The sequence below is a fragment of the uncultured Varibaculum sp. genome (assembly GCF_902489465.1).
Classification (GTDB): domain Bacteria; phylum Actinomycetota; class Actinomycetes; order Actinomycetales; family Actinomycetaceae; genus Varibaculum.
Genome location: NZ_CABTZZ010000005.1, coordinates 25,424 through 45,391, shown reverse-complemented (window position 1 = coordinate 45,391; position 19,968 = coordinate 25,424). Strand labels below are relative to the sequence as shown.

General features: G+C 51.8%; 16 protein-coding genes. 2 read left to right on the top strand and 14 right to left on the bottom strand.

All coding sequences use genetic code 11. The features are described 5' to 3' along the window. The first annotated feature begins 117 nt into the window (after positions 1-117). On the top strand, positions 118-2,805 hold the full coding sequence (valS, locus tag RDM26_RS01765) for a valine--tRNA ligase (protein WP_307737346.1): 2,688 nt from the start codon (positions 118-120) through the stop codon (positions 2,803-2,805). A gap of 46 nt (positions 2,806-2,851) precedes the next feature. Beyond that, the gene (locus RDM26_RS01760) at positions 2,852-4,735 is read left to right on the top strand and encodes an AMP-binding protein (RefSeq protein ID WP_307737345.1); all 1,884 of its coding nucleotides are present in this window, start codon (positions 2,852-2,854) and stop codon (positions 4,733-4,735) included. A gap of 56 nt (positions 4,736-4,791) precedes the next feature. Here RDM26_RS01760 and RDM26_RS01755 read toward each other — a convergent pair whose 3' ends face one another. From RDM26_RS01755 to uvrC, 14 genes are all read right to left on the bottom strand, one after another. After that, a complete protein-coding gene (locus tag RDM26_RS01755; protein WP_307737344.1) occupies positions 4,792-5,112 on the bottom strand; it encodes a chorismate mutase in 321 nt (106 codons plus the stop codon). Between the two features lie 130 nt (positions 5,113-5,242). After that, the gene (clpX, locus tag RDM26_RS01750) at positions 5,243-6,484 is read right to left on the bottom strand and encodes an ATP-dependent Clp protease ATP-binding subunit ClpX (protein WP_307737343.1); all 1,242 of its coding nucleotides are present in this window, start codon (positions 6,482-6,484) and stop codon (positions 5,243-5,245) included. 85 nt (positions 6,485-6,569) lie between these two features. Further along, the gene (locus RDM26_RS01745; RefSeq protein ID WP_374041806.1) at positions 6,570-7,235 is read right to left on the bottom strand and encodes an ATP-dependent Clp protease proteolytic subunit; all 666 of its coding nucleotides are present in this window, start codon (positions 7,233-7,235) and stop codon (positions 6,570-6,572) included. 5 nt (positions 7,236-7,240) lie between these two features. Beyond that, the gene (locus tag RDM26_RS01740) at positions 7,241-7,858 is read right to left on the bottom strand and encodes an ATP-dependent Clp protease proteolytic subunit (RefSeq protein WP_307737342.1); all 618 of its coding nucleotides are present in this window, start codon (positions 7,856-7,858) and stop codon (positions 7,241-7,243) included. A 254-nt stretch (positions 7,859-8,112) separates the two neighbouring features. Further along, positions 8,113-9,462 (bottom strand): trigger factor, encoded by a 1,350-nt coding sequence (gene tig / locus RDM26_RS01735; protein ID WP_307737341.1) that lies wholly within the window; start codon positions 9,460-9,462, stop codon positions 8,113-8,115. Positions 9,463-9,667: 205 nt separating this feature from the next. Continuing rightward, positions 9,668-10,987, bottom strand: coding sequence for a CapA family protein (locus RDM26_RS01730; RefSeq protein WP_307737340.1), 1,320 nt, complete (start codon positions 10,985-10,987; stop codon positions 9,668-9,670). Positions 10,988-11,037: 50 nt separating this feature from the next. Further along, positions 11,038-11,286 carry a preprotein translocase subunit SecG gene (gene secG, locus RDM26_RS01725; RefSeq protein ID WP_307737339.1) on the bottom strand — a complete coding sequence of 83 codons (249 nt, stop codon included), beginning with the start codon at positions 11,284-11,286 and terminating at the stop codon, positions 11,038-11,040. A 130-nt stretch (positions 11,287-11,416) separates the two neighbouring features. Further along, complete coding sequence (gene tpiA, locus RDM26_RS01720) at positions 11,417-12,190, bottom strand: triose-phosphate isomerase (RefSeq protein ID WP_307737338.1); 774 nt, start codon at positions 12,188-12,190, stop codon at positions 11,417-11,419. A gap of 4 nt (positions 12,191-12,194) precedes the next feature. Beyond that, complete coding sequence (gene pgk, locus RDM26_RS01715; protein WP_307737377.1) at positions 12,195-13,385, bottom strand: phosphoglycerate kinase; 1,191 nt, start codon at positions 13,383-13,385, stop codon at positions 12,195-12,197. A 115-nt stretch (positions 13,386-13,500) separates the two neighbouring features. Next, complete coding sequence (gene gap, locus RDM26_RS01710; protein WP_307737337.1) at positions 13,501-14,508, bottom strand: type I glyceraldehyde-3-phosphate dehydrogenase; 1,008 nt, start codon at positions 14,506-14,508, stop codon at positions 13,501-13,503. 221 nt (positions 14,509-14,729) lie between these two features. Beyond that, positions 14,730-15,707 carry a DNA-binding protein WhiA gene (gene whiA, locus RDM26_RS01705; RefSeq protein ID WP_307737336.1) on the bottom strand — a complete coding sequence of 326 codons (978 nt, stop codon included), beginning with the start codon at positions 15,705-15,707 and terminating at the stop codon, positions 14,730-14,732. Positions 15,708-15,767: 60 nt separating this feature from the next. Then, positions 15,768-16,766, bottom strand: a complete 999-nt coding sequence (gene yvcK / locus RDM26_RS01700) for a uridine diphosphate-N-acetylglucosamine-binding protein YvcK (protein WP_307737335.1) — start codon at positions 16,764-16,766, stop codon at positions 15,768-15,770. Further along, on the bottom strand, positions 16,763-17,716 hold the full coding sequence (rapZ, locus tag RDM26_RS01695) for an RNase adapter RapZ (RefSeq protein WP_307737376.1): 954 nt from the start codon (positions 17,714-17,716) through the stop codon (positions 16,763-16,765). The genes yvcK and rapZ overlap by 4 nt, the downstream gene beginning before the upstream one ends. A gap of 29 nt (positions 17,717-17,745) precedes the next feature. Further along, complete coding sequence (gene uvrC, locus RDM26_RS01690) at positions 17,746-19,707, bottom strand: excinuclease ABC subunit UvrC (protein WP_307737334.1); 1,962 nt, start codon at positions 19,705-19,707, stop codon at positions 17,746-17,748. Between the last annotated feature and the right edge of the window lie 261 nt (positions 19,708-19,968).

Below are 19,968 nucleotides of genomic sequence, written 5' to 3'. Positions count from 1 at the left end.
ATTTTGGGGTTGGCCTGCGAAACCGAGTAGTTTAGTAGGGTATGTAAACACCAGTTTCTGCACCCGCAGAGGTGGCAGAGCCGGTAGACAGGGAAAAGATGAAATAGGAGATGGCCGATGAGTAATCCCCACGATCACCGGGATTTAGCAGATCTACACTTGCCCGCCCCGAAAGTTCCCCAGCGAGTAAGCGTAGACGGCCTCGAAGAACGCTGGGCCGCGGCCTGGGAAGACCAGCAGGTGTACGCTTTTGACCGCGAAGCGCAGCGCGAGCAGGTGTTCTCGATTGATACTCCCCCGCCCACGGCCTCGGGATCATTGCACGTAGGGCACGTGTTCTCTTATACTCACACCGATTGCCTGGCTCGCTACCAGCGAATGCAGGGTAAAGCAGTGTTCTACCCCATGGGTTGGGACGATAACGGTTTGCCTACAGAGCGGCGTGCCCAAAACTATTACGGAGTCCGTTGTGATCCTTCATTGCCCTATGACCCAAATTTTGAGCCGCCACATCACGGCGATTCCAAATCGGTTAAAGCCCGCGATCAGGTGCCAGTTTCCCGCAAGAACTTTATTGAACTGTGCGAACAGCTAACGAAAGAGGACGAAAAATCCTTTGAGGCGCTCTGGCGGCGCCTGGGTCTCAGCGTGGATTGGAAGCATCAGTACCAAACTATTTCTAAAGATTCCCAAAAAGTAGCCCAAGCTGCCTTCTTGCGGAACCTTAAGCGCGGGGAAGCCTATCAAGCGGCAGCTCCCGGGCTATGGGATGTAACTTTCCAAACTGCGGTAGCGCAGGCCGAATTAGAGGCCCGTGACTACCCCGGTTTTTACCATGCGCTAGCTTTCCATCTGCCAAGCGGCGAGGACGTAATCATTGAAACCACTCGTCCGGAGCTACTGGCGGCTTGCTGCTGCTTGGTTGCTCACCCCGATGACCAGCGCTACCAGCATCTATTTGGTAAAACCGTGACCAGTCCCGGCTTTAACGTAGAGGTTCCGGTATTGGCTCACCCAGCAGCCGAAATGGATAAAGGCGCCGGCATTGCCATGTGCTGTACCTTCGGTGACGTTACCGACGTGGAATGGTGGCGGGATTTAAACTTACCCACCAGGGTGATTTTGGCAAAAGATGGCCGCATCACCCAGGAGCCAACTGATTGGATCACCGATCCGGCTGGCAGAAAGCTGATGGATGCTATCCGCGGGAAAACCACATTCTCGGCGCGGCAAATCGTTGTAGAGGCTTTGAAAGAAAGCGGAGAGCTAAAGGGCGAACCGCAAAAAACTATGCGGCAAACTAATTTCTTCGAAAAGGGAGATAAGCCGCTCGAAATAGTAATGTCGCGCCAATGGTATATCCGCAATGGCGGCAGCGACTACACGCTACCGGAGCATCAAGAAAACCTTAACGCCGAACTATTAAAACGGGGAGAGGAACTGCGCTTCCACCCCGATTTCATGAAGGTACGCTACGCCAACTGGGTACATGGACTCCATAATGACTGGCTGGTTTCTCGCCAACGTTTCTTCGGAGTACCGATTCCGCTGTGGTACCGCGTGGATGAGAGCGGTGAAGTTGATTACGACCAAGTGTTAATGCCCTCCGAAGAATCCCTGCCGATTGATCCGACTAGTGATGTTCCGGAGGGATTTACCGAAGATCAGCGGGGTAAAGCCGGCGGGTTTACCGGAGAAGTCGATATTTTAGACACCTGGGCGACCTCGTCCCTCACCCCCCAGATTGCGGGCGGTTGGCTGCGAGATGAGGATTTATTCCAGCGGGTTTACCCCATGGATGTGCGTCCGCAAGGTCAAGACATTATCCGTACCTGGCTGTTCTCGACCGTGGTGCGGGCACACTTGGAATTCGGCGCCCTCCCCTTTAAGAATGCCGCGATTTCAGGCTGGATTCTGGATCCCGATCGCAAAAAGATGTCGAAATCTAAAGGGAATGTAGTTACCCCGATGGGGTTGCTGGAAAAACATGGCTCGGATTCCGTACGCTATTGGGCAGCTGCGGCGCGTCTAGGCACCGACACTGCTTTTGAAGAAGCGCAAATGAAGATCGGGCGGCGCTTGGCGATGAAGCTACTGAATGCTTCTAAATTTGCGCTAGCTATGACCGAGGACGCTGACCTCTGCCTTGACCCCATAAAGGTAACTAATGCCTTAGACAAAGCAGTCATTGCCCGACTAAATGAGGTTATCTGTGGGGCCACCAGTGCTTTTGACAAATATGATCATACTCGTGCCCTCGAGATAACCGAGTCATTCTTCTGGGATTTTTGTGACAACTATCTAGAGTTGGTTAAAAACCGAGCCCATAACTTCTCTGGAAGCTGGGAGAGCGACGCGCAAGATTCAGCGCGCACTGCCCTCGCACTGGTGGTTGACAACGTAACCCGCCTGCTGGCACCATTCCTGCCCTATGCAGCCGAAGAAGTTTGGTCTTGGTATCGCTCCGGATCGGTTCACACCGCTCCCTGGCCGAAAGTTACCCCCGCTCTCGAGCAAGCTGCCGGACAAGCGCAGCTGCTGGAACTTGCCGGCGACACGCTGAGCGTTCTACGTAAGGTAAAGTCCGAAGCCAAAGTGGGACAGCGCACCCCCTTCGAGCAGGTAACTATTGTCTACGCCGATGACTGGTCAGCGGAGAACTTGCCGTCGGTACGTGCTGACCTAGATTCCGCCGCCTCTCTAACCGGAACGGTAAATATCCAGGTAGATAAAGAGGCTGCCACCCAGGTTTCCACTCAGAATGCGGTGTTAGGCACCCCTCCACCCAAGAAACCTCGCAACTAACTTAGGATAAACTACAGTCATGATTAAACGGTTCAAGGAGAAACCAGTGGAAGCAGAGAAGGGATTTACTTTCCCGCCCGGAACAATTGCGGTGGCCGGGGACACTCCCGGTAAATTAAAAGAGTTTTCCATGCCGGCTACTAAGATCCGCTCGGAACACGATAATGTTGTCTCCCTGTTTCGCCGTCGCGTTACCCAAGATCCTAACCAAACAGTTATTGAACAAAAAACTATGCTGGGGGAACAATGGCGTAAAGTATCTGCCGGTGAATTCTGGGACGAAATTAGTTCGGTTGCTCGTGGTCTGCTAGGGATTGGCCTAAAACCAGGAGACCGCTTAGCGTTACACGGCCCTACTTCCTATGAGTGGACCCTGATCGATATGGCCGCGCTGGCAATCGGGATTGTTACGGTTCCCATTTACGAAACTGACTCCGCCGCACAAATCGAATGGATTTTACAGGACTCAAAGATTCGCTATGCGATAGCCTCCAACCAGTCCTCTCAAGAATTAATACAAGCAGTTGCCACCCGTGCGGATCACAAATGCCGGATTTTCTCTCTGGCAGCAGGAGATTTGCTAACTATTATCGAGGCGGGACGACAAATTGCTCCGGCAGTCATCGACTCCTATAACGCCCAGATTACCGGCGATACTGTTGCCACCATTATTTATACTTCCGGAACTACCGGGCGTCCTAAAGGGACACTTATTACTCAACGTAACGCCACGGCCTTGCTACCGAATCTTTTAGATTATTTGGCGGAGATCGGAATGCAGAAAACCACGCGCTGTCTACTTTTCTTGCCGGTAGCCCATGCGCTCGCGCGTCTGGTTTCCTGGGGCGCCCTACTAGGACCTGGAGTTCTCGGATTAGTTCCGGACACTAAGAATCTCTTGGCGGATCTCGCCTCCTTTAAACCCTCCTATATATTGGCAGTCCCCCGCGTCCTCGAAAAGATCTATAATGCCGCCGATGCGTCCGCGGGACATGGGATAAAGTTACGTTTATTCCGGCTGGCCGCCAAATCCGCTATTGACTATTCCAAAGCCCTAGACACCCCGCAGGGACCTTCCCGAGCGCTAAAAATTCGACGGCAAGTATTTTACCAACTGGTTTTATCGCGCTTGACTAATCTTTTAGGGGGCAATGCCAAATATATTATTTCTGGGGGCGGTCCCCTATCGGTACGCTTAGGTCATTTCTTCCGCGGTATTGGGGTCACGGTTTGTGAAGGCTACGGTCTAACCGAGACGCTAGGACCGGCCACGGTGAATGTACCGACCCGCGCCAAGATCGGCTCAGTAGGACAACCAGTTCCCGGGATCGCAGTACGGATCTCTGACGAGGGCGAAGTATTGTTCAAAGGTGACGCTATGTCTCCTGGCTACCTCAATTTAGAGAAAGAAACCGCCGAGCTTTATACCGAAGACGGATGGTTACATAGCGAAGATAAAGGCTGGATTGATGCTGATGGTTTCGTATATATCACCGGTCGAATGAAAGAAATTATTGTGACCGCCGGGGGCAAAAATGTCTCTCCAGAAATATTGGAAGATGGCCTGCGCGGGCACCCGCTAATCTCGAACGTGGTCGCGGTGGGAGATCGTCGCCCCTTCATTGCTGCCCTAGTTACCTTGGATGCGGAAATGCTTCCGGGCTGGCTGCGCAACCACAACTTGCCACCGATGGATATTTCTGACGCCGCTCGCCACCCGGCAGTGCTAAAAGCATTAGAACGGGCAGTGGCACGCACTAACCAAAAGGTTTCTCGCGCCGAATCCATCCGCAAGATCCGCGTACTGACCACTGATTTTTCTTTAGAAAATGGCACGATGACGCCCTCATTGAAGGTAAAACGTTCCGTGGTGCTAAAACGGTTTGAAAACGAAATTAACGCTATCTACGGCGGCCCGCTAGAGGATTGATTAGGGGTTAGCAATTAGCTGATCCCCTGCCATAGTTAGGTCGGTTGTCAGTTGGACTAGCCGCGCTGCTGTTCCGCGATATCGATATGGTGGCGAATAACTTCTTGCACGATAAAGTTTAAGAATTTTTCGGCGAACACCGGATCTAGTCCCGCCTCTTCAGCTAAGGATCTCAGTCTTGCTACCTGTCGTTGCTCCCGTCCTTTATCCTCGGGATTAAGACCTAGGCGAGCTTTAAGATATCCCACCTTTTGGGTACATTTAAAGCGCTCCGCCAAGATATGTATCAGCGCCGCATCGATATTGTCGATAGTGGCGCGCGCCTGCGCCAGTTCGGGCGGAATCTGCGAGGTGGTGTCTTCCTGCTTGCTGTCCATGTCCTAAGGATAAATGAGGGCTAGCTAGTACGGCCAACACTGTCCAAGTAAACCCCACTAATTACCAGTCGCAATTGCCACCCGTTAAACCAGCGTTAAGGCTGGCGTTTGCGGGAAATCTCAAACGGTTTTAGGCAGTCTTAGAACGCGGAACTGCTTCTAGTAAAGTGGGTTTCGCCCCCTGGTTAACTACCTCTTCGGTGATAGTCACCGAACGTACATCAGGTTGGGAGGGAACCTCGAACATAGTCTCCTTTAACACGGCCTCCATAATGGAAGAGAGCGCCCGGGCACCGGTGCCCCGTTCCCTGGCCATCCGAGCTATTGCGTGAATGGCTCCATCGGTGAAATGCAGGTCAATTCCATCCAATTCAAATAGCGAGCAATACTGGGTAACCAGGGAATTCTCCGGTTCCACCAATACCCGCACCAAATCGGATTCGGTAAGTTCCTTTACCGAAGTTAATACGGGCAAGCGCCCAATGAATTCTGGGATTAGGCCGAAACGATGCAAATCATCCGCACTGACTTGCGCATAAAGATCTCCATGTTCGGCGGAAGATTTTAAGGAAGAACCAAAACCGGTGGAATGTTGCCCTAGCCGCGACTTCACAATGTCGTCTATTCCGGCAAAAGCTCCGGCGGCTATAAAGAGAATCGAATTGGTGTCAATCTCTAGATAGTCCTGGTGAGGGTGTTTACGTCCACCCTGCGGAGGTACCGAGGCCACGGTTCCCTCAATAATTTTTAGCAGCGCCTGCTGGACGCCTTCGCCCGACACGTCGCGGGTAATCGAGGCGTTCTCGGCTTTACGGGAAATCTTATCGATCTCGTCTATGTAAATAATCCCGCGTTCGGCACGTTTAATATCGCCATCGGCAGCATTAATTAACTTAAGCAGGATGTTTTCAACGTCCTCACCTACGTATCCGGCTTCAGTTAACGCCGTGGCATCAACAATGGCAAATGGAACGTTAAGCAGTTTAGCTAAAGAACGCGCCAAATGAGTTTTGCCGCAACCAGTAGGGCCTAGCAGCAAAATATTTGACTTGGTCAAAGACATGTCGATGTTCTGGCCACGCTCTTTCGCCTGCACCCGTTTGTAATGGTTATAGACTGCTACTGAAAGAGCCCGTTTAGCGTGGTCTTGCCCAATAACATAGTGGTTTAGAAAGTCGTAGATTTCTTTAGGCTTGGGCAAAGGTTTGGCTTTGGAGCGCGAATGCTTCGCGGTATCCTCTTCCATGATTTCGTTGCAAAGATCAACGCATTCATTGCAAATATAGACTGCCGGCCCGGCAATTAATTTGCGCACTTGCCGCTGCGTCTTACCGCAAAACGAGCATTTTAAGAGCTCGGCCTCTTCTTCCACCTAGGTCCCTCCTAAATCAAATCCCTACCCCCAGCCTAGGGGTATTTCCTAGACTGGGCAGCGCCAACACGCTTCCTAAGGGATGCTAGTGCTTTATGGGGTTTTTGCGAGACTCTAAAACCTGATCGATCAGTCCGTACTCTTTGGCAGCCTGGGCGGTCAAAATCTTATCGCGTTCGATATCTTTGCGCACTTGCTCGGAAGTCTGTCCCGAGTGCTTGGCAATCGTGTCTTCTAGCCAAGTACGCATACGATCGATTTCTTCAGCAATAATTTCGATATCAGTCGCCTGTCCTTGCGAGCCCTGCATTGAAGGCTGGTGGATGACGATTCGGGCATTGGGCAAAGCCAAACGGCTACCGGCAGAGCCACCAGCTAAAAGCACGGCCGCCGCAGAAGCTGCCTGTCCCAAGCAAACCGTCTGAATCTGCGGCTTAACGTACTGCATGGTGTCATAGATTGCCGTCATAGCGGTAAAGGAGCCACCGGGCGAGTTAATGTACATGGTGATTAGAGAATCGGGATCTTGGGATTCCAACACCAGTAGCTGAGCCATTACATCATCGGCTGAAGAATCATCAACCTGCACCCCTAAGAAAATGATGCGCTCATCAAAAAGCTTGGTGTAGGGGTTTTGGCGTTTGAAGCCATAGGATGTACGTTCTTCAAATTCGGGAAGCACATAACGATCAATGGGCATGTTAGCAGCTAAACGTGGTGCACCCGCCGGATATAGAGGTGAAAAAGCCATAGTGATTACAGTTCCTTTCCATCAGCGCCGAGGTTGCGAGCCGACTCAATAACGTGGTCGATAAAGCCATATTCCAGCGCCTCTTGAGCGGTAAACCAGTGATCCCTTTCGGAGTCTTCGCGAATCTGTTCGACAGATTTACCGGTGCGCTGGGCGTTGATCTCCGCTAGCTCCTGTTTCATCTGCAAGATCAAGTTAGCGTTAATGCGAATATCCGAGGCGGTGCCACCTACTCCCCCGGACGGTTGGTGCATCAATATCCGGGCATGTGGAGTGGCATAGCGTTTGCCGGGGGTACCGGCGGTAAGCAGCAGCTGTCCCATTGAAGCTGCCATCCCCAGCGCCACAGTTACTACCTCTGGCTGAATATATTGCATGGTGTCATAAATCGCCATGCCGGCTGTGACCGAACCTCCTGGGGAATTGATATAGAGGAAAATAGGCTTTTCCGGGTCTTGTGCTGCCAGTAACATCATCTGCGCACAAATCTGGTTGGCGTTATCCTCGGCTACTTCCGAGCCCAACCAAATAATCCGTTCCTTTAACAGCTTATTGAAAACATGGTCACCTAAAGCTAGGGAGCTAGGTTGATCTCCCTCATTTTTTACTGCCGCAGTTTGCACAGGTTTTTCCTTATCTGTGGGACTAAAATGATTCACTATCAAAAATATCGTCTTTGGAAGCGGTTTTCTTCTTACACATGCCGTTTACGCTTTTAGCGCAGGAAAATGTGAGGCTAGGTTCAATATTAAGGACTTATGACCAGGGTTTATTACCAGCCTGCAGATGCGTAATGGTGATAAATACTACTGGGGGCAGAAAGCTTCCGCTTTCTGCCCCCACCAGATATAACAGGTTAACTTGCTGCTATACGAAGCTAGTTCTCTTCAGCCTCACCCTCAGCTTCATCTTCGCCAGCTGCGGCGGCCTCGGCGGCAGCTTTCGCCGCCTGCTCTGCACGCGCCTCAGCCGGATCCTTAGTGAACTCTGAAAGGTCAATCTCGGTGCCGTCCTCGTCTTTGACAGTCACTTCCCGCAAAGTAGCCACCAGAGCCCGGTTACGTCGCAAATCCTGCCCCATTGCGGCCACCTGGTTTTGATCCTGCAACATCTGCATAGGATCAACTCCATACATTTGAGCAATCTCGAAAATTGACTGATACAGTTCGTTCGGATCGATCTCCACGTCGCGGTCATTCGCGATCCGATCTCCCACGATCTGTTGTTTGGCTTGCTTGGTCACCGACTCGGTGATCTCCTCACGATCGGCATCTTCATTTCCCTGAGCCAAGCGATCAACTTCTGCGTCAATAAAGGCTTGCGGCAGCGGGAAATCAGTATTTTCTACCAAGTAGTCCTGCAGCTTCTCACGAGCCTCCAGAGCCTGCTGCTGGCGCCGCATCTTCTCCACATTGCCACGTAGGTCGCTGCGGAGCTCTCCAATCGTGTCGAATTCTGAAGCCATCTGGGCGAAATCGTCGTCAGCTTCCGGTAATTCGCGTTCCTTAACCTTATGGAGAGTTAAAGTCACGTCAGCTTCTTCGCCCTCGTGGTCTCCTCCCTTTAGGGTGGACTTGAACTCGGCAGCATCTCCCGCGTTCATCCCGGTTAAAGCCTCATCCATGCCTTCTAGCATGGAGGCGGAGCCAATCTGGTATGAAACTCCAGATACGGAGTCAATTTCTTCGTCCCCGATCTTGGCGACCATGTCAATAGAGGTAAAGTCGCCATCTTGGGCAGGACGTTCAACAGTCTTTAGCGAGGCAAAGCGGTCACGCAGCTGATCGAGTTCCTTTTCTACGTCCTCGTCGCTAACTTCGAGTTTGGCTACTTCTAAAGAAACCCCCTCTAGGGAGGGCAATTCGAACTCGGGAACAATATCAACTTCCGCAGTGAACTTTAGATCCCCGCCAGGTTTACCTTCTACTGCCGGAGTTTCTACAATGTCTACTTCCGGCTGTCCCAGAGGGGTAAGTTCTGCTTGTCCGAGGGCGCGCCCATAAAAGTCACCCAATCGCTCGTTAATGGCCTGTTCTAGTACGTAGCCACGCCCAATCCGCTGGTCAATAATCTGATTCGGGACGTGTCCAGGGCGGAAGCCAGGAATAGAAACCTGCTTCCCTAGCTGCTTGTAGACCTTATCGATTTCCGGTTTGAGATCTTCGTAAGGTACCTGAACGGTTAGTTTCGCCCTGGTTTCTTCCAGCTTTTCCACGTCTGTTTTCACAAATACGCTCCCGTGGCTCGTATGCGGGGTTCTGCCTATATGCGGCAAATCTCCCCGGTTCGGATAAATTGCAACGCTGATAATCTTAGGGCAATCCGCGATATTCAGGAAATGATCACCCCTAGGATGTGAGCTAGCGTACCTAAATGGCAAATTCTTGGCTTCACACCGGAATAACCAGTGCCCTCAAATAAGGCCAAAAAGCCTAACTGTTTAGCGGTTTGATCTGAGCAGTAGAAGCAGTACTAGGCGGAGCTTTTAACTCTGTCGCCTGGTCCTCGGTAACCTGGCGCAGATTAGCCAGATATCGAGTGGCTGTGGTTTTAGGTAAGTTGGTTCCAGCGCCCTCGGCAGTTTCAAAAAGGTATCCCGGAACCACCTGTAAAGTAGAGCGATCCATAATCAGCGGGATCCAACCTGCCGCAGAAACATAAGGCTTACCGGTAGACGGCAAGGTAATGGTGGGGAAGGCAATTTGACCAGCTTGGGTACCGATTCCCTGGCGGGGATTCATTCCCGAAAGCAAGTTACCGACTCCGTAGTAAACCCACAGTCCTTTACCGTCGACTCCGCCCGGAATCTTCCGAATCGGTTGGGGAACGTGCACGTGGTGACCCAAGTAGAGGTCGACTTGCCCAGATTCAGCTAAGGTAGTGGCAATGCGGTCTTGCTCAGCAGAAGGGGCGGATTGGTATTCCACTCCCGAATGTACCGAGGCAACTACAAAGTCAGCACCCGCACTGCGCGCTTGCCGGGCAATGTCCACAATAATTTGGCCATCCGTAGTGAGATTTACTAACCAAGGATTCTGTTTGTATTGCGGGATTTCTCCCTGGTTTAAGCCATAGGCAGTCGAGATATGAGCGAGTTTAAAAGACCGTCCCTCTTTGGTGATTTCATACATTTGATAGCGCGGAGCTTCGGAACTCTCTGCTGATCCAGTTACTCCCAGTCCCGCAGTCCGCAACGCCTGGATAGTGTGCACCACCCCATCTCGTCCTTGATCTAAGGTGTGGTTTGAGGCGGTCGAGCAACCATCGTAGCCAATAGCCTTGCTATCTTGTGCCCATCCTAATGGCGCTTTGAACACCGGATATCCCTCCGAGTCTTTGTCAGATTTACCGAAAGGGATTTCTTGATGACAAAGCGCAATATCGGCTCCCGCTATCCAGGGACGGAGCTTCTCTATTGCCGGGGTGTAGTGGCTTCCATTGCCGTGCTTCCAACTGTTTTGTACTACCGGGCGATGTGCCAGTACGTCCCCGGTTGCCGCCAAAGTTATTTGCACTTCTTTTGGCGCAGGCGGGGTTGAAGTGGCCGGCTTTTCAGTTTTAACCACAGCTTTGGTAGTTTGAGTTACTTTTGGCTGGTTAACCTTTCCCGCCTCGTACATGGAGTATCCCATGAGTGCTCCCCCGATAAGCACGGTGACCAGCGATACGACCCCTAAAACCGTGAGTACAATTTTCCAAGAAGACTTACTTTCGCGCCGATGTGCGGGACGATTTTTCGCGTCTTTGCTCATGGGGAAAGCTTTCTTTAGGGTCTTAAGCGATTATTTTATTAATAATGAAACTAGGAAAAAATCCTGGGCAACAGGCCGAGGACAACCACACTGATAAGCCAGATAATAGCGGTTATCACGGTAATACGGTTGAGGTTACGCATAGCTACTCCCGATGAGCCAGCGCTAGAGGTAAGACCGCCACCGAACATATCGGACAGCCCACCCCCGGAACCTTTATGCATCAAAATAGTGAGAATCAGGAATAGGCTGGACAGAACCAACACTACTTGCGCGATAATCTCGATTACGGTTTCCACTATTTTCTTCTCCCAAAAAAACTATGAACTGCTCTTCACTATAGCGTATTGGCGGCGAGTCTAGGTTGACCCGCCGCCAATCGTTAGGAACTTCACCGCCAAGTGACGGAAAATTTCAGTAGCTTCCTACTTAGTCATCGAATCGAGCAATCTTCGAGAACTCTTCGGCCTTTAAGGAGGCTCCCCCCACCAGGGCACCGTCCACATTCGGCTTCGCCATAATTTCAGCTACGTTGGCGGATTTGACCGAACCACCATAGAGAACTCGGATGGACTGTGCCACGTCTTCCGAATACAGTTCCGCTAGTTTTTCCCGGATAGCTCCGCAGACTTCTTCCGCGTCCTCAGGAGTGGCGGTTTCACCGGTACCAATCGCCCAGATCGGTTCATAAGCAACCACGGTATTAACCGCATCATCTGCAGAAATACCTTTATAGGCGCCTTCGATCTGCTTAACTACATGGGTTACATGCTGACCGGCTTTACGTACCTCTAGGCCTTCACCGCAGCAAATAATGGGGGTCATACCAGCTTCTAAAGCTACCTCAGCTTTTTGACCTACCAGTTCATCGCTCTCGTTGTGGTATTCGCGTCGTTCCGAGTGGCCAACTACCACCCAGGAGCATCCCAGCTTGGTGAGCATAGAAGCTGCGATTTCCCCAGTGTAAGCACCGGATTCATGCACAGAAACATCCTGGGCTCCATAGGTAATTTTTAGGTTGTCAGATTCGACAACAGTTTGTACTGAGCGAATATCAGTGAACGGAGGAATCACTACGACATCATTGTGGTAGTCGAAATTGTGATCCTGCAAGTCCAGCGCTAGTTCTTGAACCAGCCGAGTTGCCTCGAGGTGGTTCATATTCATTTTCCAGTTGCCAGCTAGCAATGGGGTGCGAGTCATGTTATTAATCCTCCAATACGGCAATACCCGGAAGGGTCTTACCTTCTAGTAGTTCCAAAGAAGCTCCGCCACCGGTGGAAATATGGCTGAACTTGTTTTCGTCAAATCCCAGGGTACGAACAGCGGCTGCGGAGTCTCCCCCACCGATTACGCTAAAGCATTCGGAGTCAGCCAGAGCTTGGGCTACCGCCTTAGTACCTTCACTAAAGGCAGCAAATTCAAATACCCCCATAGGGCCGTTCCAAGCCACAGTTTTGGCGGCTTTGATCTTCGCGCCGAACAGTTCGGCAGTCTTGGGTCCAATATCTAGCCCCATTTGACCACTGGGGATCTGGTCGCAGTCGACCAAGGTTGCCGGGGCGTCAGCCGAAAATTCCGGTGCGACTAGCGTATCAACTGGCAGCAGCAGGTCTACCCCGCGTTCTTCAGCTTTTTCCATATAGCCTTTAACGGTTTCGATCTGCTCAGTTTCCAGCAAAGAAGTGCCTACCTCGTAGCCTTTAGCCGCTAAGAAGGTGTAGGCCATGCCGCCCCCAATAGCCAGGAAGTCGGCTTTTTCTAATAGGTTCTCGATGACGCCCAATTTGTCGGAGACTTTGGAGCCTCCCAGAATTACTCCGTAGGGACGTTCGGGGTTATCGGTTGCCCGGCGCAAGGATTCAATTTCCTTAACTACTAAGAATCCTGCCGCAGAGGGCAACAACTTTGCAATGTCGTAAACGGAAGCCTGCTTGCGGTGTACCACCCCGAAACCATCGGAAACGAAGAGGTCAGCCAGCTGCGCATATTCTTTCGCCAATGCTTCGCGCTCAGCATCATCCTTGGAGTTTTCGCGTCCGTCAAAACGAACATTCTCTAGCAGTAAGACCTGTCCATCTGCTAAGGAAGCGGCCTGTTCTTTGGCGTCTTCACCGACCGTATCCTTCGCCAAGATTACGTCTTGTCCCAGTAGTTCTCCGAGCCGTTTTGCCACCGGCGCTAGGGAAAACTCGGGATTTACCTGTCCTTTCGGGCGGCCGAGGTGCGCCATCACCACTACTTTGGCTTTGGCATCCACTAGAGCTTTAAGGGTGGGCAATGCGGCGCGAATTCGGCCGTCATCTGTGATTTTGCCGTCCTTTAACGGCACGTTAAAGTCGGAGCGCACCAGGACTTTACGCCCTGTTAAATCTCCTAAGGACTCAATATCTCTCAGAGCCATTATTTAGTTAACCTTCCTGCCCCCGGTGGGCGTAAAACTTGTGATAAGACTGTGCCCGCCTGCCTGTAACAGGCAGGCGGGCACAGCTTATGCATCACGTCGCATTAGTTTAGAGCTTTTCCCCTACGAGTTTGGTCAGATTGACCAAGGAGTTGGAGTAGCCCCACTCGTTGTCGTACCAGGAAACCACTTTCACCTGACCATCGATTACCTTGGTAAGAGCGGAATCGAAGATCGAGGTGTGCGGATCGGTCATAATATCGGTGGAAACTAGCGGCTCGTCATTGGAGTATGCCAGAACTCCCTTGAGCTCGCCCTCAGCCGCTTCCTTCATCGCCGCATTGATTTCTTCGGCGGTGCAGGGCTTGGAGGGGGTGAAGGTGAGGTCAGTAACCGAGCCGGTAGGTACCGGTACGCGCAGAGCGTAGCCGTCCAGCTTGCCCTTCAGTTCCGGCAAGACCAGAGAAACTGCCTTGGCAGCACCAGTTGTGGTAGGCACAATGTTCAGCGCAGCAGCGCGGGCGCGACGCAGATCCTTGTGCGGAGCATCGTGCAGACGCTGATCCCCGGTGTAGGCGTGAATCGTAGTCATCAAACCACGTTCAATACCAAAGTTGTCGTTTAGTACCTTTGCCATCGGAGCTAGGCAGTTGGTGGTGCAGGAAGCATTGGAAATAATGGTGTGCTTTTCCGGATCGTAATCGGTGTGGTTTACGCCCATTACGAAAGTAGCATCCACGTTCTTGCCGGGAGCGGAAATAATAACTTTCTTAGCTCCCCCATCCAGGTGAGCCTTTGCCTTGGTGGCGTCAGTGAAAAAGCCGGTGGACTCGATAACGATATCTGCACCTACTTCGCTCCAGGGCAGGTTAGCAGGATCGCGCTCTTCGAAAGTTACGATTTTGTGGTCGCCTACAGTAATAGATTTTTCATCGTAGCTGACCTCAGCATCAAGGCGCCCGAGAATCGAATCATATTTTAGCAGGTGAGAAAGAGTTTTATTGTCGGTGAGATCGTTTACTGCCACAACCTCGATATCGGCACCCTGAGCCCGAATGGCCCGGAAGAAGTTACGGCCGATACGGCCAAAGCCGTTGATTCCAACACGGATAGTCACTATTATCCTCCTGAACTGCTGGTTTACCAGCGGAGTCTATTTATTCGGTCAAGATCCGCAGCCACCTAGTGAAACTAGTGACCCCAATCTTGGGGACGACCATCTTGAGTCGTCCTCTTAGTTGTTAGTTTACACAACATAGCGGCTTTACGCTTAGGCCAATAGTCGTTATTTACCAAGACTTTACTATGAGAGAATTCCCGAATGCTAGGAAGCTTGAGCTACTGGCTATCCTGGCGGTCAACAGCTTCTTGAGTGGAAGGAATACCCCGCTCATGGGCGACTTTATCTGCCATCGCTAGCAGCCGCCGGATCCTGCCCGCAACCGCATCTTTCGTTAGCGCCGGATCGGCCTTATGCCCCAGTTCCTCCAAAGATGCTTCCTTGTATTGTAATCGCAGTTGACCTGCTTGTAACAGGTGTTCGGGAATGTCATCACCTAAGATCTCGAAGGCTCGCCTGACGCGGGCAGCCGCCGCTACCGCTGCCCGGGCACTGCGTCGCAAATTAGCATCATCAAAATTCGCTAAGCGATTAACTGAACCCCGTACTTGATTAGTCTCTCGATTCTTCTCCCAAACTGCCTGGGCTTTAACTGCCCCGATAGCCGTTAACAGTTTTGAGATTTGCTCCCCATCGCGAACTACCACCCGATCTAAGCCGCGAACCTGGCGAGACTTTGCACTCACCCCGAGGCGACGCGCCGCCCCCACCAGTGCTAACGCAGCCTCCGGTCCGGGGCAAGTAATTTCTAAGGAGCCCGAACGCCCTGGCTGAGATAAAGATCCGCGAGCCATAAAAGCGCCACTCCAGGTGGCCTCAGACACTCCCAAATCACCAGAAACTAGCCGCGGAGACAACCCCCGCACCGGACGGCCGGCTCGATCAAGCAAACCGGTCAAACGGGCTAGAGTCCCAGCATTTTCTACAACCCGCACCACATAGCGATCATCGGCACGAATTCCCTTGGCCTCAACTTTTACCACATCGGGATAAGCGTCAAAAAGATTTTGCAGACTATCAACCAAATATTTCATTACCGCTACATTGTCGACATCGGCTTCCACCACGATATTGCGGTTAATCAGATGGATTCCCCCGGCAAAGCGCAAGATACTGGCAGTTTGCGCCTTAGCCTCAGACTGCCTAGCTAAGGTCTTCTCCGCTAGTTCATTTTTAATATCTGAGGTCAAAGACATCTGGTTTTCCCTTTCCGCCCTATATATAAATATTGAGTTTCTTCCTAGGCTTCATTCTAGCTAGAGCTCGGAAAATCCTACTTCCGAGAGGTAACCTTCGAAAGCATCCCGCAGCGCTGCCGCCAGACGCAAAGGGTCATGCTGTTCCGAGGCCGAACCTGCTCTTACCTGACGCATGATCAGCTTCGCCCCGATAGATTCGGCAGCGCTTTCTAGATCATCATCATCTTCAATAGCAGTAGGATCCACGATTACCACGTCAATATGGGTATCGGGGGCAAAATGGCGAAAAGCCTCAATATGTCCCGAAACGGTTAAATCCTCGGTTTCGTCCGTATGGGGCTGCAGATTCATCACCATTACTTTCCCCGCTGATGACTGTTGCAAAGCCTCAGCCAATTCAGGAACCAACAAATGGGGAATCACCGAAGTGTACCAAGATCCCGGCCCGAGAACGATTCCCTCGGCATCTTGGATCGCCTGGATAGTCTGCGGACATACCCGCGGATGAGCCGGACTCAGCCGCACGTCGACTACTCTCCCCGGGGCTTTAGCGGCTTTTGCCTGACCGTGTACCGTACGTTTTTCTCCCCCTAGTACCAAATCTGCTGCAATCTCCATCGGCTCGGCACACATCGGTAACACTTTACCTTCGCAGTTGAGCAACCTCGCCACCCAATCAAGGCCTTCGACTACGTCCCCTAATAGATCCCACATGGTGACAATCAGGAGATTACCTAGGGCATGGTTATCAAGCGGACCATCGGAACTAAAGCGGTGTTGCATGGCATCTCGCCAGGTCAGTCCCCAATCGGTGTCATCACATAACGCTGCCAGTGCCATCCGCAGATCCCCGGGAGGCAGTACCCCCAGTTCTTTGCGTAAACGCCCCGAAGAGCCTCCGTCATCAGCTACCGTGACTACCGCAGTTAGCTGCCGGGTAATATGTCGCAGCGCTCGCAAAGTTGCAGACAAGCCATGCCCCCCACCGAGTGCGACAATATTGGGTCCTGTCCACCCGCGGGTCATCCAGCCATTTGAATCTAATAACGTCCTCATTCCAGCCCCAGATCTCGATGAACAGTACGTACCGGCAAACCCTGCACGCGGAATAGCTCGCTCATTTTTTCCGCCAGTGCTACTGATCGATGCTGTCCTCCGGTACAACCCACCGCGATAGTAACGAAGGGTTTAAGTTCCGTTAGATAGCCGTCAAAAATCGGGCTCAACATATTAACCATGTTTTGCACAAATTCCTCGGCTCCCGGCTGATCCAGCACATATTTCGCTACCGGTGTGTCCCGGCCGGTTAAATGCCGCAGTTCGCTAACCCAGTAGGGATTAGCTAAAAAGCGCACGTCACATACCCAATCAGCATCTAAGGGGATCCCATTTTTAAACCCAAAGGACATCACGGTGAGTTTCATCGGGCGATCCCCCTCACCAGCTACCACATCTCGCATATGCCGATTCAGGTCATGCACATTCATATTAGTGGTGTCGATTAGGGCATCGGCACGGGCACGAATTGGAGCCAGGATCCGCCGTTCGGAGCGAATTCCGTCAAGTATCCGGCCTCCTCCTTGCAACGGATGGGGACGCCGATTAGATTCATAGCGACGCACTAAGACTCGCTCGTCTGCATCCAAGAAAACGAGCTGATAACGGATATTGCGCCGCGAGAGTTCATCCAAAGCACGCTGCAGTTTAGAAAACAGTTCCCCACTGCGCACATCTACAATCGCCGCCAGACGGTGAATACCTTCCCCTTCTGGAGTCATCATATCCGCGAAGGGCAGCAACATGGCGGGCGGGAGATTATCGACTACATACCAGTCCAGGTCTTCTAATGCCTGTCCCGCTCGCGAACGTCCCGCCCCCGACATTCCGGTAATAATGATCATCTCGGGAACATTGGCATCGCGAGGGGGCGCGGTTTCGTCAAGAATAGGTACTCCCTCGGGCACGGTGGGTGGGGAGGATTCGTATCGTTGGTGAGCTTCATCCATGTTCCAAGTATGCAACGAAGCGCGCTAACTTACCGGCTATCGGCAAGAGATTGAAAAATCTGCCGTGCCATTACCTGGCCAATACCCTCAACTTGCGCGATTTCACTCTCTTCGGCTTCCCGCAGCCGTTTTAAGGAACCAAAGTGCTTTAACAAGGCCTTCTGCCGTACTGGCCCTAACCCCGGAACCTTGTCTAACACCGATTTATGCATAGTTTTGCCGCGTTTTTTCCGATGTGCAGTAATCGCAAAACGATGGGACTCATCTCGCAAGTATTGCAAGAGATAAAGCGCTGGGGATGTGCGAGGCAAGATAACTGGAAACTCTGATCCCGGTATCCACACTTCTTCTAGACGCTTAGCTAATCCAATTACACTCACATTGGCGCCCACTGTTTCCAGGGCTTTTTGTGCCGCATTCACCTGAGGCGCTCCCCCGTCTACCACAATTAAGTCCGGGGGATAAGAAAAACGGCGCAGGTTGAGTTCCCCAGAGCTTTCGGTACTTACTAACTGCTTTTGTGCTTCCGCTTCTTCCTGGCGTAGCCTGGTAAAACGCCGGGTGAGGACTTCGTTCATAGCTTTGGTATCATCGGCAGAATCGTCAGGGGTGCTTTGGATATTAAAGCTGCGATAGGCACGTTTTAGGGGAGCACCATCTTCGAATACCACCATCGAACCCACTTGGTGTGTACCTTGAGTATGGGAAATATCGTAGCCTTCAATCCGCAAAGGAGCATCCGCTAACTCTAAATATTCTTGCAATTGGCGTAAGGCTTCGGAACGTTGCGTTAAATCTCCTACCCGTTTAGTTTTGTGCAGCCGCAAAGCTTGCGCAGCATTTTCCGCCACAGTTTCCATTAGGGAGCGTTTCGGTCCTCGCTTCGGTACCCTAATTTCGACTTTTTTCCCGCGAATGTCACTTAGCCAGGCGCTCACGGTGGCTGCATTCGCGGGCAATACCGGCATCAAAACCTCGGCCGGGATTGCTTGGGTAGGAGTATGCTCCACGTCATCTACACTTTTAGCGGGGGCTAGCGCCTTTTTTAACTGCCGATATTCCCCGTAAGTCTGTTCTAAGAAACTCTCGAGCATTTCTGGCAGATCTCTATCTTCCGGGGTGTCCACTACCCATCCGCGCTCGCCGCGGATCCGGCCAGCACGTACGTAGAATACTTGCACTATCATCTCTAGATCATCTTTGGCGAAGGCGTAAACGTCCGCGTCCACCCCCTCATCCAGCACTACCGTATTCTTTTCCCTAACTTTTTCGAGGGCGCGCAGCTGGTCGCGGAGTTTCGCCGCCTGTTCGAAATCCAACCGCGAAGCTGCCTGTTCCATTTCGTAGCGCAAACGTGAAGTAAAAGGCTCAGTTTTGCCATCTAGGAAAGCGCTTACCTGCTCGGCTAACTTGCGGTATTCTTCAGGGGAAATCCTGCCTACACAGGGGGCAGAGCATTTATCAATATAGCCTTCCAGACAGGGACGTCCCAGCGCCTGAGAGCGATTAAAAACTCCCTTGGTACACGAGCGCAGCGGGAAAACTTTACGCAGTAAATCCATAGTTTCCCGAATCGCCCACACCTGGGTGTAGGGACCAAAATAACGCGAGTTGGCTCGGCGTCGCTCCCGCGTAATGTGGATTCGGGGATACTCTTCACCCAGGTTTATTGCCAGATAAGGATAGGATTTGTCATCGCGGTACATTACGTTGAAACGCGGCGCAAACTCTTTTATCCAGGAATACTCTAGGGATAATGCCTCTAGCTCGTTCCCGACCGTAACCCATTTTACAGCTGCTCCAGTGGTTACCATTTTTCGGGTGCGCGGGTGTAGCGACTCTAGGGGTTGAAAATAGTTCGCCAGGCGGTTACGCAGGTTAACGGCTTTACCCACGTAGATAACCCGCCCATTTTTATCCAGAAAACGATAAACCCCGGGACTGGGGGGTATATCTGCCGGAGCCGGCCGGTAAGACGCAGGATCAGCCATGTCCTTAGAATACCTGCCTTGGAGAAGGTTTTTATTGCCCCTTGCTCAGGTTCAGCTAGCAGAGAGCGGCAGCTGAATTCAAAAAACTTATGCCCTAAGTCCCATTTTCACCGCCATCAATTGTGAGAAAGGCAAAAAAGTTAATGCTTTAGTCAAAATGTGGATAGCAGTGGTATCTTTTCGGCTAAGAATGAAAATCTTAAGGAGTAGCAGGCGTTGAGCTAAAGCAGCCAACGAAGCTCAGCAAATAGTTTAAGGAGG

What these genes read in the sequence shown, in the direction of transcription:
- RDM26_RS01730 (WP_307737340.1), bottom strand. Translation starts at nt 10,987, where the DNA reads ATGAGCAAAGACGCGAAAAATCGTCCCGCACATCGGCGCGAAAGTAAG.
- whiA (WP_307737336.1), bottom strand. Translation starts at nt 15,707, where the DNA reads ATGTCTTTGACCTCAGATATTAAAAATGAACTAGCGGAGAAGACCTTA.
- yvcK (WP_307737335.1), bottom strand. Translation starts at nt 16,766, where the DNA reads ATGAGGACGTTATTAGATTCAAATGGCTGGATGACCCGCGGGTGGACA.
- valS (WP_307737346.1), top strand. Translation starts at nt 118, where the DNA reads ATGAGTAATCCCCACGATCACCGGGATTTAGCAGATCTACACTTGCCC.
- RDM26_RS01755 (WP_307737344.1), bottom strand. Translation starts at nt 5,112, where the DNA reads ATGGACAGCAAGCAGGAAGACACCACCTCGCAGATTCCGCCCGAACTG.
- rapZ (WP_307737376.1), bottom strand. Translation starts at nt 17,716, where the DNA reads ATGGATGAAGCTCACCAACGATACGAATCCTCCCCACCCACCGTGCCC.
- RDM26_RS01745 (WP_374041806.1), bottom strand. Translation starts at nt 7,235, where the DNA reads ATGGCTTTTTCACCTCTATATCCGGCGGGTGCACCACGTTTAGCTGCT.
- uvrC (WP_307737334.1), bottom strand. Translation starts at nt 19,707, where the DNA reads ATGGCTGATCCTGCGTCTTACCGGCCGGCTCCGGCAGATATACCCCCC.
- tpiA (WP_307737338.1), bottom strand. Translation starts at nt 12,190, where the DNA reads ATGACTCGCACCCCATTGCTAGCTGGCAACTGGAAAATGAATATGAAC.